The 15,272-nt window shown below is 72.4% G+C and carries 14 protein-coding genes, 1 tRNA gene and 1 pseudogene; 10 read left to right on the top strand and 6 right to left on the bottom strand.

What is annotated here, in order from left to right; translation table 11 throughout:
* Positions 1 to 169: 169 nt before the first annotated feature.
* Both DBP14_RS20070 and DBP14_RS20065 read left to right on the top strand, forming a co-directional pair.
* Positions 170 to 242 (top strand) — tRNA-Arg (locus DBP14_RS20070).
* Between the two features lie 343 nt (positions 243 to 585).
* A complete protein-coding gene (locus tag DBP14_RS20065) occupies positions 586 to 1,152 on the top strand; it encodes a Uma2 family endonuclease (RefSeq protein WP_129308541.1) in 567 nt (188 codons plus the stop codon).
* 115 nt (positions 1,153 to 1,267) lie between these two features.
* Here DBP14_RS20065 and DBP14_RS20060 read toward each other — a convergent pair whose 3' ends face one another.
* The 3 genes from DBP14_RS20060 to DBP14_RS20050 form a co-directional block, all read right to left on the bottom strand.
* Positions 1,268 to 1,753, bottom strand: a complete 486-nt coding sequence (locus tag DBP14_RS20060; protein ID WP_129308540.1) for a DUF5990 family protein — start codon at positions 1,751 to 1,753, stop codon at positions 1,268 to 1,270.
* Positions 1,754 to 1,942: 189 nt separating this feature from the next.
* On the bottom strand, positions 1,943 to 3,196 hold the full coding sequence (locus DBP14_RS20055; protein WP_129308539.1) for an MFS transporter: 1,254 nt from the start codon (positions 3,194 to 3,196) through the stop codon (positions 1,943 to 1,945).
* Between the two features lie 371 nt (positions 3,197 to 3,567).
* Positions 3,568 to 4,245 carry a metalloregulator ArsR/SmtB family transcription factor gene (locus tag DBP14_RS20050; protein ID WP_129308538.1) on the bottom strand — a complete coding sequence of 226 codons (678 nt, stop codon included), beginning with the start codon at positions 4,243 to 4,245 and terminating at the stop codon, positions 3,568 to 3,570.
* Positions 4,246 to 4,332: 87 nt separating this feature from the next.
* Here DBP14_RS20050 and DBP14_RS20045 point away from each other — a divergent pair, with 87 nt between their 5' ends.
* Positions 4,333 to 5,760 carry an MBL fold metallo-hydrolase gene (locus DBP14_RS20045; RefSeq protein WP_129308537.1) on the top strand — a complete coding sequence of 476 codons (1,428 nt, stop codon included), beginning with the start codon at positions 4,333 to 4,335 and terminating at the stop codon, positions 5,758 to 5,760.
* Positions 5,757 to 7,043, top strand: a complete 1,287-nt coding sequence (locus DBP14_RS20040) for an MFS transporter (protein WP_129308536.1) — start codon at positions 5,757 to 5,759, stop codon at positions 7,041 to 7,043. Before DBP14_RS20045 ends, DBP14_RS20040 begins: the two co-directional genes overlap by 4 nt.
* Before the next feature lie 310 nt (positions 7,044 to 7,353).
* Here the strand turns inward: DBP14_RS20040 and DBP14_RS20035 are convergent, their stop codons facing one another.
* Together DBP14_RS20035 and DBP14_RS20030 are read right to left on the bottom strand one after the other, a co-directional pair.
* A complete protein-coding gene (locus DBP14_RS20035) occupies positions 7,354 to 7,845 on the bottom strand; it encodes a hypothetical protein (RefSeq protein ID WP_129308535.1) in 492 nt (163 codons plus the stop codon).
* A 4-nt stretch (positions 7,846 to 7,849) separates the two neighbouring features.
* A complete protein-coding gene (locus DBP14_RS20030; RefSeq protein ID WP_241740980.1) occupies positions 7,850 to 8,758 on the bottom strand; it encodes a hypothetical protein in 909 nt (302 codons plus the stop codon).
* Between the two features lie 376 nt (positions 8,759 to 9,134).
* Between DBP14_RS20030 and DBP14_RS20025 the strand changes: the two genes are divergently transcribed.
* From DBP14_RS20025 to DBP14_RS20010, 4 genes and pseudogenes are all read left to right on the top strand, one after another.
* Entirely contained in the window at positions 9,135 to 10,112 is a 978-nt protein-coding gene (locus DBP14_RS20025; protein ID WP_129308534.1) for an ATP-binding cassette domain-containing protein, read from the top strand.
* A complete protein-coding gene (locus DBP14_RS20020) occupies positions 10,109 to 10,981 on the top strand; it encodes an ABC transporter permease (protein WP_129308533.1) in 873 nt (290 codons plus the stop codon). Before DBP14_RS20025 ends, DBP14_RS20020 begins: the two co-directional genes overlap by 4 nt.
* Positions 10,982 to 11,042: 61 nt before the next feature.
* Positions 11,043 to 12,362, top strand: a pseudogene (locus DBP14_RS20015) (histidine kinase); the annotation flags it as partial.
* Positions 12,363 to 12,844: 482 nt separating this feature from the next.
* Positions 12,845 to 13,513, top strand: a complete 669-nt coding sequence (locus tag DBP14_RS20010) for a response regulator transcription factor (RefSeq protein WP_129308532.1) — start codon at positions 12,845 to 12,847, stop codon at positions 13,511 to 13,513.
* Positions 13,514 to 13,547: 34 nt separating this feature from the next.
* On the opposite strand, the gene DBP14_RS20005 is transcribed toward DBP14_RS20010, so the two are convergent.
* Positions 13,548 to 14,279: a ferritin-like domain-containing protein gene (locus DBP14_RS20005; RefSeq protein WP_129308531.1), complete on the bottom strand. Its 732-nt coding sequence runs from the start codon at positions 14,277 to 14,279 to the stop codon at positions 13,548 to 13,550.
* Positions 14,280 to 14,545: 266 nt separating this feature from the next.
* On the opposite strand from DBP14_RS20005, the gene DBP14_RS20000 reads away from it, so the two are divergent.
* The gene (locus DBP14_RS20000) at positions 14,546 to 14,794 is read left to right on the top strand and encodes a hypothetical protein (protein ID WP_129308530.1); all 249 of its coding nucleotides are present in this window, start codon (positions 14,546 to 14,548) and stop codon (positions 14,792 to 14,794) included.
* Between the two features lie 225 nt (positions 14,795 to 15,019).
* Positions 15,020 to 15,271 carry a hypothetical protein gene (locus DBP14_RS19995; protein ID WP_129308529.1) on the top strand — a complete coding sequence of 84 codons (252 nt, stop codon included), beginning with the start codon at positions 15,020 to 15,022 and terminating at the stop codon, positions 15,269 to 15,271.
* The last annotated feature ends 1 nt before the right edge of the window (position 15,272 follow it).

Here is a 15,272-nt window from a genome sequence, read left to right as displayed (position 1 = left end):
CTCGCCCACCGGCGCAGGAGCGACCGGATCATGTCTACGATGCGGATCCCGGTCCACCCGCTACACTGACCGCGGTGGACCCAAACGGCCCACCCGACCTGTCGGCAGCAGGCCTGCAACCCACAGCTCACCAGGGCTGGGTTTTAGACACGCTTTCCGACAGATCCCCGCCTTCGTAGCTCAGGGGATAGAGCACCGCTCTCCTAAAGCGGGTGTCGCAGGTTCGAATCCTGCCGGGGGCACAACGCGTCACTCTGCCACCTGGGTTTCTTTCCCAGGGAGGCTCGATGTTCGGCCTCGGCTCCCTCTTCCAGGAGCCGATTGCATGAGCGGGGCGGGAAGTTGATCTCCCCCATGGCGCCCGATCCGCTCGGGCGGCAGACGTTGTACCGAACGGGACGAGATCCGGTTGGGCCCCCTGGTGACGAGGCCCTCGTGCCGGTTCCTCACTCTTGCCGTGGGCGCGCTGGTCGGAGGGCGGCGACCGGGGGGATACGGAGCGGGACAGGCGTGCCGGACGGACGACAGACAGTACGCTGAACCCAGCGGGATCGGGCCCGCGGCCCAGTGTCCGGGAGGTGCTTCATGACGGCCGAGATGGTGGCCCCGGCGTGGATGCATGAGCAGATCACGGCGGAGGAGTACGACTCCTGGTCCGCGGAGCAGTGCGCCGGCATCGAGATCGTGGACGGGATGATCGTCGTGAGTCCGAGCGCGTCCAAGCGGCACAACCGGCTCGCTCGGATTCTGGCGAACGCCTTGGATGCCACCGCGGGCCCGGAGTGGAACGCCGACACGGACTTCGACGTCAGGCTTCAGGACGTCCCGCTCACCAATCGGCACCCGGACGTCGTCGTGTACCGCGCGGACACGGTCGACGTCACCCCCACCCGCCCCGAGCACGTACTGCTGGTCGCGGAGGTGGTGTCGCCGGGCTCGGAGACCACCGACCGGATCGTGAAGGTCGACCAGTACGCCAAGGCAGGCATCGGCTTCTACTGGCGGATCGAGCAGGCCGCGACAGGTGTTCCTCTCGTGTACACCTACGTTCTCGACCCCGCGACGAAGACCTACCGGGACGGAGACGTGTTCACCGGCGTCCTCAAGGTCGTGGCCCCGTTCCCGGTGGAGATCGACCTCGGGCAGGTCTGACCAGGCGCTGCTCTGCACTCGGCAGCGCGTGAGCGATGCGTGAGCGATGCGTGAGCGGATGGCCCGATACACGAGCCGGATCACATGGCTCGCTGCACGCTTCTGAGCATGGACTTCAGCCCGTGGGTTCGGCGGTCCAGGTGATGGCCGGGGGGACGACGCGGGCGCACAGCGGGTTGCCGTTCGCGTCGGTGAGGCCGAGGCGTCCGACGAGCAGACCGGTGTGCGTCGCGGCGTCGAGTACGTCGGTGGGTACGGCGCCGAGGAGCAGTTTGGCGCGGCGGAACATGGTGAAGGCGCCGGTGTCCTCGACGGTGCCCCAGGAGAGGTAGATGAAGCGTTCGCCGGAACGGCCTTGGATGTACGGGCCCTTGACGTCGATGCCGTTGGGCGCGGCGGTCGCGGTGCACGGCAGTGTCCAGGTCGCCGCGGTGGCGTTTCCCGGCTGGGGGTCGAGGAGTTCGCCGGGGCGGGCGCGGCGTTGTACGGCGACGTGAATGTTGCGGTAGGCCTGCGCAGCGCCGTCGGCGCAGGCCACCGGCGGGCAGACGAGGCCGGGCAGGTCGGTGGCGTCGATGCGGATGCGCAGGTCGTTCGTCATGTCCACCGTCCTCGTCGCGCGAACCGGTGCGCGCGTTCGTCTCCCACGGCTGCTCCAGCAGGTTCCGAGTCTGCCAGCAGGCGCCCGATGCAAAGCGGTCCAGTGCCGCTGCGCGCTCCTGGGAATGGCTTCGCCGGTGACGTCCGGGGTGCTGGGTGAGGTGAGACTTCTCCCCCGGGCCTCGTGCACTCATCGGCGATAGGCGGTGGCTGCGACGGCCGGCAGGACGGCGAGGGCGAGGACGCCGCCGGTGAGGGCGAGGACGGGGTAGCTCGTCGCGGCGACCACGATCCCGGAGGAGATGCCGCCGGCGGCGCCGGCGATCGCGATGGACACATCGACCATGCCCTGGGTCTTCGCACGGGTGGCGAGCGGCACGGTGTCGGTGATGATCGCCGTGCCCGACACGAGTCCGAAGTTCCAGCCGAGGCCCAGCAGGGCCAGGGCGAGCGCGAGGACCGCCACGGAGTCACCTGGTGCGTCGGCGGCGACGATGCCGGCGGCCAGGAGGGTGAGGCCGGAGGCAGCGGCGACCTTCAAGCGGCCGAAGCGGTCGACGAGCCAGCCGGTCAGCGGTGACGGCAGGTACATGGCCCCGATGTGGACGGCGATGACCAGGCCGGAGGCGGCGGTGCCATGACCGTGGTCGCGCATGTGGACCGGGGTCATCGTCATGATCGCGACCATGACCAGCTGGGTGAGGACCATGACGAGCGCGCCCAGAACGACACCGCCACGACCCGCCTGCGCGGACGCGGTTGTGTCGGCGGTGGTGGCGCTCTGCTCGGTGGCGGCGAGGCTGCGGGCCACCAGCAGCGGGTCGGGGCGCAGGCAGGTCGCCAGGACGAGGGCGGCGAGGGCGTAGGCGGCGCCGGACAGCAGGAACGGGCCTGCCAGGCTGGGGATGCCGAGGCCGTCGGCGAGGTGGCCGGCCGGGGCTGCGAGGTTGGGTCCCGCGACGCCGCCGAGGGTGGTGGCGACCAGGACGGTGGAAACGGCGCGGGCGCGGTGGGCGGGGTCGGCGAGGTCGGCTCCGGCGTACCGGGCCTGAAGGTTGGTGGCGGTGCCCGCGCCGTAGACGAACAAGGCGAGAAACAGCAGGACCGGGTTGTCCAGGACGGCTGCGGTGATGACGCCGACGCTGCCGATGGCTCCCGTGAGATAGCCGGCGGCCAGGCCCGGTCTGCGGCCCCGGGCCTGGGAGACGCGGCCGACGGCCACCGCGGTGAGCGCCGACCCGGCGGTGAACAGGGCGCTGGGCAGCCCGGCGAGGCTGGTCGTGCCGAGCATGTCCTGGGCCAGCAGGGCGCCGACGGTGACGCCGGCGGCGAGACCTGCTCCGCTGAGGATCTGGGAGGCGACCAGGACACGCAGAATGCGGCGCTGTGCTTGGGCGGCGTCGGGTATGGCGCCCGTCGTACTGGACGGTGCGGTGCTGGTCATGTCTCTTCCCATGGTCAGGGGCGGCCAGGGCCGGCCGCGTTGCCGTGAGGCGGGCGGGGGGTGGGCGGGTGGCTGGCGGGTGACGGCTGACGGGTGGTGGGCGGCGAGCAGCGGGTGGCGGGCAGACGGTCAGGTGACTGCCGGGGACAGGGTGGGGCGAGGTCGCCTGCACGGTCGTCGGCGAGGCCGAAGAAGTCCGTCAGGTGCGGCGGCCGTATCACGTCGGCCACCCGCGGATCGACGGGGCGTGTGGTCCAGGTGGGCCGACCCGTCGTCCGGGTCCGGACGTACGTCTCCGGCTCCGGACGTACACGCCCGTCCCCGGAGATGAGACAAGCGCCCGGCTCCGGACGTACGCGCCCCGCCCTGCCTCACTCCGGATCCCCGGGATCGACGGTCAGTTCGGCCAGGCGCCACTCCAGCATGCCGTCGTCGAGGCGGATGGCCCGGCGCCCCCGATCGGTCAGCAGCCGTACGGCGTCGTAGGCCAGCACGCAGTACTCACCTCGGCAGTAGACGACGATCTCCGTCTGTTCGGGCAACTCGTCGATGCGGTCGGCCAGTTCCCCGACCGGGATGGAGACCGCCCCCGGGATGTGCCCGGCCCGGTACTCCTCCGCCGGCCGCACGTCCAGCACCACCACGTCACCCGCCGCCGCACGGGCGCGCAGTTCCTCGCGGCCGACCTCGGCCGTGCCGTCGTCGCCCAGGTAGGCGTCCCGCGCCGCGGGCACGGCGGCCTGATGGCGCTCGGCGACCTTGCGGAGCAGCGCGAACAGCCGCGCCACGTCGTCCCCGGCGAGCCGGTAGTGGATGCGCACCCCCTCACGGCGGGTGGCGACGAACCCGGCCTGCTTGAGGGTCTGCAGGTGCGCCGAGGCCGTCGTCAGGTTCAGTCCCGCCGCCTTGGCCAGGGCGTCCACCGTGCGCTCGCCCTGCGCCAGGAGGTCGAGCAGCTCCAGGCGTTTTCCGCTGGCCAGCGCCTTGCCGCTGGCCGCGAACGCGTCGTACAGCCGCGTCTTCGCATCCGCCCTGCCGTTTCCCGCCATGCCATCCTCCATAGATCCATGGAATAGTGTAGATGGAGCCGGAGGCCGTGACCACACGCCCTCCCGCATCCGCCCCCTGGAGGACCGATGGGCTTCGCCGACGATCACCTGATACCTCTGGTCGACAACGGACTGGGCAACAGTGCCTACCTCGTCGACCTCGGCGACGGCCGCGCCCTGGCCGTGGATGCGAGCCGCGACCTGCGCGACCTGCGGGTAGCCGCCGAGCGGCGCGGGCTCGTGGTGGCGTACGCGGCGGATACGCACCTGCACGCGGACTTCCTCTCCGGCGCCCTCCAGCTCGCGCACGACCAGGGAGCAACCGTCCTGGCCTCCGCCGCCGGGCGGCGCGCCTTCTCACACCGCGGTCTGGCCGAGGGGGACGAGGTGGACCTGGGCGGACTGACCCTGCGTGCCCTGGCCACCCCCGGCCACACGGACGAGCACCTCGCCTTCCTCCTCCTGGACGACCACCGCGAACTGGGCGTCTTCACCGGAGGCTCGCTGATCGTGAATTCCGCCGCCCGCACCGATCTGCTCGGCGCCGAGCGCACCGAGGATCTCGCCCGCGCCCAGTACCGCTCGTTGCGGCGGCTGGCCGCCCTGCCCGACGAGACCCGGGTGTGGCCCACCCACGGAGCAGGCTCCTTCTGCTCGGCCCCGCCCGGCGCCGAACGCACCTCCACCGTGGGCGAGCAGCGGAAGGCCAACTCACTGCTGGCCGCCCCGGACGAGGACACCTTCGTAGGACGGCTGCTGGCCGGCCTGGGCAGCTACCCCGCCTACTTCGACCGGCTCGCCGAGGTGAACCGGCGGGGCGCCGCCGTTCTCACCTCCACCCGGCCGTTGCCCGCCCTCGACGTCGGTCAGGTCAAGGCCCTGCTCGCCGACGGCGGTCACGTGGTCGACGTGCGCCCGGCGGCCGACTACGCGGCCGGCCACATCCCCGGCTCCCTGTCCATCCCGCTTCGCGACCAGTTCGCCACCTGGCTGGGCTGGCTTTTGCCCGACACCGCCCCGCTCGTCTTCGTCGCCGACCACGACCAGGACCTGAACGAGATCGTCTGGCAGGCGTACAAGATCGGCTACGAGCGTCTCGCGGGGCACCTCGCCGGAGGCATGGCCGCCTGGCCGGCCGACGGCAACCAGCGATCCACGACCACGTTCGCCACCGCCGACCGCATCGGCGACGGCCCCTACCTCGACGTACGACAGGAAGCCGAGTTCGCCGCCGGGCACGTCCCCGGCGCTGTCCACATCGAACTCGGCGACCTCGCCGATCGCGCCGCCGAAGCCCCCGTGGGGCCGGTCGTGGCCTGCGGCCACGGGGAGCGCGCCATGACCGCCGCCAGCCTCCTGGAACGCGCGGGCCACACCGGTATCGCCGTCCTCGACGGCGGACCGGCCGACTACGCCACCGCCCACGGTCAGCGGCTCACCGAGGGCGCTGAGGGCTCTGAGGGCACCGAGGGCGAGGGCGAGGGCGAGGGCGAGGGCGAGGGCAGGGTCGCGTGAACACCCCACCAGGGATCACGGCACCGTCCGACGCGGCCGGGCGTCCCGTCCGACTGGGTCTGCGGGAGAACCGGCTCCAGTTCACCCTGCTCGTCGTGGTCAACATCTGCGTCGGCGGCCTCGTCGGCCTCGAACGCACCACCGTCCCCCTGATCGGCGGCCGCGTCTTCGGCCTGACCAGCGACCTGGCCGTCTTCTCCTTCATCATCGCCTTCGGCGTCAGCAAGGCACTGACCAACCTCGCCGCAGGTGCGCTGACCGCTCGGTTCCGCCGCAAGCAGCTCCTCGTCACCGGCTGGCTGATCGGCATCCCCGTCCCCTTCGCTCTGGCCTGGGCGCCCTCATGGGGCCTGATCGTCGCCGCGAACGTCCTGCTCGGCCTCAACCAGGGCCTGACCTGGTCGATGACCGTCAACATGAAGATCGACCTCGTGGGCCCCGCTCGCCGAGGCTTGGCGACCGGCCTCAACGAAGCCGCCGGCTACACCGCCGTGGGCGCCACCGCCGTCCTCACCGGCTACCTCGCCACCACCCACGGCCTGCGCCCCGTCCCGGAGCTCATCGGCGTGGTCTTCGTCGCCGCCGGGCTCGCCCTGTGCCTCGTGGTCCGCGACACCGCCGCCCACGTCGCTCTCGAAGTCGCCCAGCACAGCGAGCCCCTGAGCACCGGCGAGGACACCGGCCTGAAGGCCACCTTCGCCCGCACCTCCTGGCACGACCGCTCCCTGCGCGGCGCCAGCCAGGCCGGACTCGTCAACAACCTCAACGACGGTCTGACCTGGGGCGTTTTCCCCCTGCTCTTCACCGATCACGGCCTCGGTCTGGCCGCCGTCGGTCTCATCAAGGGCCTCTACCCGATCCTGTGGGGCCTCGGGCAGACCTACACCGGGCATCTCTCCGACCGCGTCGGACGCAAACCCCTCATCGTGTCCGGCATGCTCGTCCAGGCCGTCGGTTTCGTCCTCGCCCTCGCCCTCCTCGGCCGCCCCCTGCTCGCCGGAATCCTCTCCGCGGTGTTCCTCGGCATCGGCACCGCCATGGTCTACCCGGCCCTGATCGCGTCCGTCTCCGACCACGCCCACCCCGCCTGGCGCGCCAACGCCCTCGGCACCTACCGCTTCTGGCGCGACGTCGGCTACGCGGCGGGCGCCCTGGTGGCCGGCGTCCTCGCCGACACCTTCGGCCTGAACGCCACCGTCATCGCCGCCGCCGTCCTCACCGCGGCCTCCGGCCTCCTCGCTGCCCGCTGGATCAGCGAACACCAAAGGCGTGCTTACGCATAAGCGTGTTCACACTCTGATGGCCCCGGGGTGTCCGGGACGAATGCCGGCCGAGACGTGTCCGGCGGAGCAAGCGGTCCCGCCCCGGGGCGGGACCGCTTGCTCCGCTTCGGCGGCGCGAACAGCACCTGAGACGGCTGCCGGACCCGCTGGAGGGTTGCGCCGCGGAGAGATCGTCTTTGGCGTCGTCCGCGCCGCGACCGGGATTGCGGCAGCGGACGGGCTCAACTGGGTCTGCGGTGTCGGCACATCGGGAAGGCTGGGGTGGGCGCTTCGTCTTCTCCGGGCTCATGGCTTCCGCAGCGGGATCACCTCATCGCCCTGACAATGATGGCCTGTTGATCGCCAGATCGGACCGGGCCGCTCTGTGCAGGGTGTTCAGTGCCTCGATGAGTGCGGGGCCGAGCTCGGTGCGGCGGGCCGCGGGGGTGGCGGCCGGTTCCCGGGCGCAGCGGAGCAGGGCCCAGAGGCGCTCGTTGGCGTGGGCGGCCGCCGACGCGGCCGTGTCCTCCGCCAGCAGGACCAGCCCTTCGAACAGTACCGAGCGGCGGGCCTCCAGCGTCTCCATCTCCACGAGCGCCTCGGCAGGGTCCTCGCCGCGTTCGCGAGCTTCGATTACGCGCCAGGCGGCGCGGGACGCTTCCTTGACGCAGGCGACGTACTCGACGTAGGTGTCGAGTTTGCGCTCGTCCCACCGGGTGGCCATGCCCTGGCGGAACTTGGCGCGTTCGGCCAGGGTCGTGGCGATGAACGAGGTGATCGCGCCCAGCAGGACGCCGATTATGGTGATGATCTGACTCGCCATGAGGTCACGTTAGCCGGTGGCTCTCACGCGACTCCCGTACGTGGGCGTGGGCCATCAGGCCGAGCAGGACTGCGAGGAGGACGGCGGACGAGCCGGTCGTCCCCAGGTTCAGGCCGCCCTTGACGGCCGGCTTGGTGAGGAGGTCGCCCGCGGTGGCGCCCAGGGGGCGGGTGAGGACGAAGGCGATCCAGAACAGGAGCACGTTGGGGACGGCGGGCACCCTCGTCAGGGCCAGCAGCGCGGCGAGTGCGGCGGTGACCAGCAGGGCGCCGCCGCCGTAGCCCAGGCCGGAGCTGTCCGAGAGGAAGTCGCCCATGGAGGTGCCCAGGGTGTTGGAGACGAGGATCGCGGACCAGAAGAAGGCCTCGCCCCGGAACGTGACGATGTCCTGGATCTGGAACGTCAGCCCGCTCAGCTTCCAGGCCAGGAAGATCGCCAGGAGGAGCGAGACGAGGATCGCCGCGCCGGCCGGGTAGCCCAGGCCCAGGCCTTGTGGGCCCCAGCCGAGCTTTGTCGCGCCCGGGGTGAGGTAGGCCGCGCTGGCGTCGCGGTTCATGAAGTCGGACATGGTGGTGCCGGCCATGGAGGTCGAAAGGATCACGGTCCAGTAGAAGAACGGGTGGTAGCGGGACGAGCGCAGCTGGACCACCAGCGTCACCACGAAGACCAGGAACAGGGCGACCGTGGTGAGGAAGTAGCCGAGCTTCAGCGTCTGCGAGAAGAGGTCGCCCGCCGTCTCGCCCAGGGTCGTGGCGGCGATCTTCATGACCCAGAACGCCAGGGTGACCTCGGGCAGTTTCTTCATCACCGATCTGGCCGGGGCCTGGGCCGGGGCCTGGGTCCCCTCGACCGTACTCGCGCCGTTCACGCCGTTCACGCCGTTCACGCCGGTGAGGACCTCAGGTTGCTGCAAGCCGATCACTCCTGTGCGATGAGCCGGCCGTCGGTGGCGGCCCGCTCCTGTGCGATGAGCCGGCCGACGCTGGCGACCCGCTCCTTGCCGTGAGACGGCCGTCGGCGACGGCCGCTGTCTCCGACCGTGGCAGGGCAAGGCAAGAGGACCGGTGAAATGGGTCGCGTGGCTGGTCAGATGGCGTGTCGGGCGGTCGGGGCGGGGGCCGCCGGCTCGCTTTCTTTCCTTGACCGCGCACCGGGTCGTAGTACCGCGGTACCACCCGGACTCCGCCGTTCAGCCCCCGGTGCCACCGGATCCGGGGGATGCCGCGCCTAGCGTGAGTGAGGAGGCGTCAGGCGGTTCGGGCGCCGGAGTCCGAAGAGAGAGAACGCCCATGATCGAGGCACAGCGGCTCACCAAGAGGTACGGGGAGAAGACAGCCGTCGACGGTCTGGACTTCATCGTGAAGCCGGGCACGGTGACCGGCTTCCTGGGGCCCAACGGCGCCGGCAAGTCCACGACGATGCGCATGATCGTCGGACTGGACGCGCCGACCCACGGGGCCGTCACGGTGAACGGACGCCGTTACGCCCGCCACCAGGCGCCGCTGCAGGAGGTCGGGGCGCTGCTGGAGGCCAAGTCGATCCACCCGGGCCGCTCGGCCTACAACCATCTCCGCGCGCTCGCGCTGACCCACGGCATTCCGCGCCGCCGGGTCGACGAGGTGGTCGACCTCGCCGGGCTGGGCAGCGTCGCGAAGAAGCGGGCCGGTGCGTTCTCGCTCGGCATGGGTCAGCGGCTGGGGATCGCGGCGGCCCTGCTCGGCGATCCGCAGACCGTGATGCTGGACGAACCCGTCAACGGCCTCGACCCCGAGGGCGTCCTCTGGATCCGGAACCTGCTCACCTCCCTCGCGGCGGAGGGGCGCACGGTGTTCGTCTCCTCGCACCTGATGAGCGAGGTGTCCCTGGTCGCCGATCACCTGATCATCGTGGGGCGCGGGCGGCTGCTGGCCGACACGACCGTACGGGACCTCGTGCGCGAGGCCGGCGGCGACTCCGTGAAGGTCTCCACCGACGACCCCGCGCGGCTGCGGGACGTGCTGGCCGGGCCCGGCGTCGACATCACCGGCCGTATCGGCACGGAGGAGTTGCAGGTCACCGGGATGTCCGCCCGGGAGATCGGGCTGAAGGCCGCCGAGCACGGCATCCCGTTGTTCGAGCTGACCACCAAGGCGGTGTCGCTGGAGGAGGCGTTCATGGAGCTGACCCGGGAGGCCGTCGAGTACCACGGGTCCACCCACACCAACGCCGACGCCGACGCCTACGCCGAAACGGCCACTGTCGCAACGACCCCTGGGAGCGCCGCATGAGCACCCTCACCGCAACGCCCCAGAGCCCTGGAACTCCCGGGACCCCCGGAACCGCCCCGGCCGCCCCGGCGGCCCGGCCCGCCTACCGGGTGACCGGCCGGCGCGTGCTCGCCTCGGAGTGGGCCAAGCTGTGGTCCCTGCGTTCCACCTGGATCACCCTCGGCCTCGGCCTGCTCTTCCTCGTCGCGTTCGGCGTCATCGCCGCGAGTCACTACAAGTCGAGCCTCGACTCGGGCCGCCACCTGGACCACGACTTCGCCGGCGCGACGGCCGTGAGCCTGTCCCTGTTCGGCACGAACTTCGCCCAGCTCGCGCTCGGCGTGCTCGGTGTGCTGGTCACGGCGGGCGAGTACTCCACCGGCATGATCCGCTCGTCCCTCGCGGCCGTACCGCGCAGGCTGCCCGTGCTGTGGTCCAAGGCGGCGGTGTTCGGCGTGATCGCGCTGGTGGTCGGGACCGTCGGCGCGTTCGCCGCCTTCCTCGTCGGCGGCCAGGTCGTGTCGGGCACGCCCGCCGCCATGGGCCTCGGTCACGCCGGTGTCGTACGCAGCCTGCTGGGCGCCGGACTCTACCTCGGCCTGGTCGGGGTGATCGGCACCGCCCTCGGCGCGCTGCTGCGGTCGGTCGCCGGAGGCATCTCGGTCCTGGTCGCCTCCCTCATGCTGGTGCCCGGACTCGTCTCCCTGCTGCCCACCTCGTGGCGGGGGGACATCGACCCCTACCTGCCGAGCAACGCGGGCGAGTCGGTCTTCGCGCTGACCCACGACTCGACCAGCCTGTCGCCCTCCGCCGGTCTGCTGGTCTTCCTCGCCTGGGCGGCACTGGCGCTGGCCGGGGCGGCGTACCGGCTGCTGCGCAGCGACGTCTGAGCGCGTCCGCCCCGGCGGCCGCGCGCATCATGGGCGGGTGAGTGCGATGCCCACGACCAAGATGACCACGATGACCACGACCGCGATGACCACGACCATGGACGATCTCGGCGGGATGGGGCCGCTGGTCGCCCGGCTGGGCCGGGCCGGCCAGCGGCTCCGGCATGCCGACCGGGCCCGTCCCTGGGTGCTGGACACCGCGGTGGTGGTGCTGGTCTTCCTGCTGTTCTGCCTGCCGGACCTGCTGCAGGCGGTCGGCGCGATCAGCGGGGACGGGGACGGCGACGGGCCGCGCCGCCTCCGCCTGGTGTTCACCCGGCTGCCCGCGGCCGGCATGCTGCTCCTGCAGGCCGGTCTGGTGCTGCCGCTGCTGTGGCGGCGGCGGGCGCCCGCGGCCGCGTTCGGCGCCGTCACGGCTGTGTTCGTCGTCCAGTGGTCCGTGGGCGCCGCCCTCCGTGCGGACGTCGCGCTCTTCGTCGCCCTGTACAGCCTGGCCCTGCACGCGCCGCTACGGCAGCTGCCGTGGGGCTGCGCGGCCACGGCGGGCGCGCTGGGCCTGGTCGCGGCGCGGGTCTCGGCGGCCGTGTCGGTCTGGGACGCGCTGTTCTTCCTGCTCAGTACGGCGACTGCGGCCCTCGCGCTCGGTCTGATGATCCGCATCCGGCGGGCCCAGCTGGCCGGGCTGCGGGACCGCGCGGCCCGGCTGGAGACGGAGCGCGACCAGCGGGGGCGGCTCGCCGTCGCGGCCGAGCGGGCGCGGGTGGCCCGCGAGATGCACGACATCGTCGGCCACAACCTGGCCGTCATCATCACCCTCGCCGACGCGGGCGCCTACGCCACCGCCGCCGCCCCGGAGCGCGGGAAGGAGGCCCTCGGCCTCATCGGGGACACCGGCCGTCAGGCGCTGAGCGAACTACGGCGGGTGCTCGGCGTCCTGCGTGAGCCGGACGGCCCGCGGACCGAGCCCGAACTGGCCCCGCAGCCGGGCCTGGTGGACGTCGACGCGCTGTGCGAGGGGGTACGCGCGGCCGGTCTGGACGTGGTCTACCGCAGCGCCGGCGAGGTCGACGCCCTCGACAGCGGGGTGCAGCTCACGGTCTACCGGATCGTGCAGGAGGCGCTGACGAACACCCTCAAACACGCGGGCGCGGGGGCGCGTGCGAACCTGGCGATCGTCGCCGAGGACAGCCGGCTGACCATCACCGTCCAGGATTCCGGGCCGCCCGAGCCGGGCGTCCGTGCCGGTACGGCGAACGAGGAAGGACACGGTCTGGTGGGCATGAGAGAACGCGCGGCGCTCTACGGCGGTCACGTCAGCGCGGGCCCCGCCGGCACCGGCTGGACGGTGCGGGCCACCCTCGATCTCACTCCCGAGGACGGAGCCGGGAAAGGGGACCTGGACGGGGCCGGGGCCGGGGTTGGGGACGGGGCCGGAGACCGGGACCGAGTCGGGGCCAGGGACCGAGTCGGGGCCAGGGACCGAGTCGGGGCCACGGACCGGGACGGGGCCGGGGACGGGGCCAGGGACCGGGACCAGGCCGGGGCCAGGGACCGAGTCGGGGCCACGGACCGGGACGGGGCCGGGGACGGGGCCAGGGACCGGGACCAGGCCGGGGCCAGGGACCGGGACGGGGCCAGGGACCGGGACGGGGCCAGGGACCGGGACCGGGCCGGGGCCAGGGACCGAGTCGGGGCCAGGGACCGGGACCGGGACCGGGACCGGGACGGGGACAGGGCCAGGGACCGGGACGGGGACAGGGACCGGGTCGGGGCCAGGGCCGGGGCCACGGACCGGGACGGGGCCGTGGACGGGGCCGGGGCCAGGGACCGGGACGGGGCCGGGGCCGGTAACGGGGCCTGCCGATGACCACCGTCCTCGTCGTGGACGACCAGCCGCTCCAGCGCTACGGCTTCCGCATGCTCCTCGACTCCGTGCCCGAGACGGACGTGGTCGGCGAGGCCGCGCACGGCACGGAGGCCGTCCGCAAGACCGCCGAGCTGCGTCCCGACGTCGTCCTCATGGACGTACGCATGCCCGGCATGGACGGCATCGAGGCGACCCGCCGCATCGTCGCCGCCGGTGACCGCTCCCGGGTCCTCGTCCTGACCACCTTCGACCTCGACGAGTACGTCCACGCGGCCCTGCGCGCCGGGGCCAGCGGCTTCCTGCTCAAGGACGCCCGTCCCGAGGAACTCCTCGCGGGCATCCGTGCCGTGGCGGGCGGCGACGCGGTGATCGCTCCCGCCCTCACCCGCCGGCTGCTGCACGAGTTCGCGCGGCTCGTGCCGGCCCGTGCGGCCGGCTCCGCCGAGGACCCGCGGCTGGCCTCCCTGACCGAGCGCGAACACGAGATCCTCGTCGCCATCGGCAAGGGCTGGTCCAACGGCGAGATCGCCGGCCGTTTCGTCCTGTCGGAATCCACGGTGAAGACGCATGTCGGCCGCGTCCTGTCCAAGATCGGCGCCCGGGACCGCATCCAGGCGGTCATCTTCGCCTACGACCACGGCCTGGCCCGCCCTCAGGCGGACTGACTGAGCACCCCGCGCCCTCCCACTCCTCCCGCTGTCAGCCCGCGCTCGTCCACGCGTCCGGACGGGGCGTCAGTACGGCGGTGACGACGGCGCGGGACGAGGCCATGACGTCGGCGACGAACCGCGCGCGGCCGACGGTGAGCCGGCGGAGCGCCGGGCCGTGGTCCACGGCGACGACGGCGGTGACCGCGAGCAGGAGGAGCCGCCACAGCAGCATCACCGGGCGGCGCGTCGCGCGGGGCAGTTCCGCCAGCGAGGCGTGCAGCCGCTCGCAGTGGAACGGCACGTGGCGCTCCTCGTCGGCCAGGATGCGTCCGGCCACCTCCGTGGTGAGGATGTCGTCGGTGCCGTCGCGCAGGGCCCGGTAGTACCGCAGGGCCACCACTTCCGCGATCATCAGCACCAGCAGTTCCAGCCGCAGGCCCATGAGCCGCCGCAGCCGTACGAAGACGGTGTCGCTCCAGTGGCCCGTCAGGGTCGGTACGCCGCCCGCTGCCAGGAGCCGGGCGAGCAGCCGGGCGTGGTTCTGTTCCTCGGCCACGAAGAGGCGGACCGCCCGCGCGTAGTCGGGGTCGCCGGCCGCGTCCGCCTTCCCGACGAGGTTGGCCCCGTCGCCGTCCTCGCCGACCTGGAAGCGCTGGATGCCGGCCCACACCGCCGGATGCAGCGCCGCGCCCCGCCCCCAGTCCGGGTCCCCCTGCTCGCGCCTGCGCTCGCGCTCGTCCTCGAACCGCGCGGTCCACTTGGCGAAGTCACTCGTCCGCACCCGTCCGTCCTCTCCCCGGTACAGCCTCCGTGCTGTGGAGAAGGACGACGCGGGCGGGCGCCGAACCGTTCCCTCGGCCGAGCGCCGCCGATCGGGTGCGAGTGGGGTACGGCCCGTCGCGCCACGTCAATTCTCCTTTGAATACGGCGAGTTGGGCGTGCGGCATCGCCCGGCGCCGACGGACTTCGACGGCCCCCGCCCGGGGTGCTCACCCGCTCGGATGCGCTCGGCGGGCAGCGGGTCGCGGAGGCGTGCAGGGTGAGCACATGATCACTACACCTCACACCAAGAAGTCCGTTTCCCGTGTCTCGCGCGCGTTCGTGGTGAGCGCCGCCCTGGGCATCGCCTGTGCCGCGGGCCTGGCGACGGCCACCTCCGCGGTCGCGGCGACGCCCGTCACCCACGTCACCACCAAGGCCGCCGCCCCGGCGCTCGGCCACGGCGGCGGCGACGGGGACGGCGAGCACTTCCAGTGCGGCAACGGCCTCCTCGACCTCCTCAACTTCTGCAACTGACGTACGACTGAGGGCATTCACCGCCCTTCGCAACACCCCCCATGGAAGACCCCCACCTCAGGGCGGTCAGGAGCAGGGAAGATCCCCGCTCCTGACCGCCCTGGCGTTCGTCCCGGGAATCGCCGCGCCCCCGCGGATCAGGCCAGGGGATCCTGCCCGTTGGTCGGGGGGCGGAGTGGGTCTATCGTCGGAAACCTGGGGCCAGGACGAGGAGGACGGCCGGTGATGCCGCAGGACGAGGCCGTGATCGGCTGCACGGGGAAGCTGCTCGTCGGAACCCGCGGATCCGCGGGCCCCGGCGAGGTCCTGGTGCGGGTCAGGGGCGGCTCCGAGACCTTCCTCGCCTGGTCGGAGGACCCCCTGCCCCTGGGCGCGGCGGTCCTCGTGATCGAATCTCGTGGATGCCGGGAGGTCGGCGTCATCGAGTGGGTGGATCCATTGGACGCGCTCGGCGAGAACACCGCCGGCGCCGGCTGAG

The organism is Streptomyces sp. L2, assembly GCF_004124325.1.
Classification (GTDB): domain Bacteria; phylum Actinomycetota; class Actinomycetes; order Streptomycetales; family Streptomycetaceae; genus Streptomyces.
This window is presented reverse-complemented; position numbering and strand designations above follow the sequence as displayed.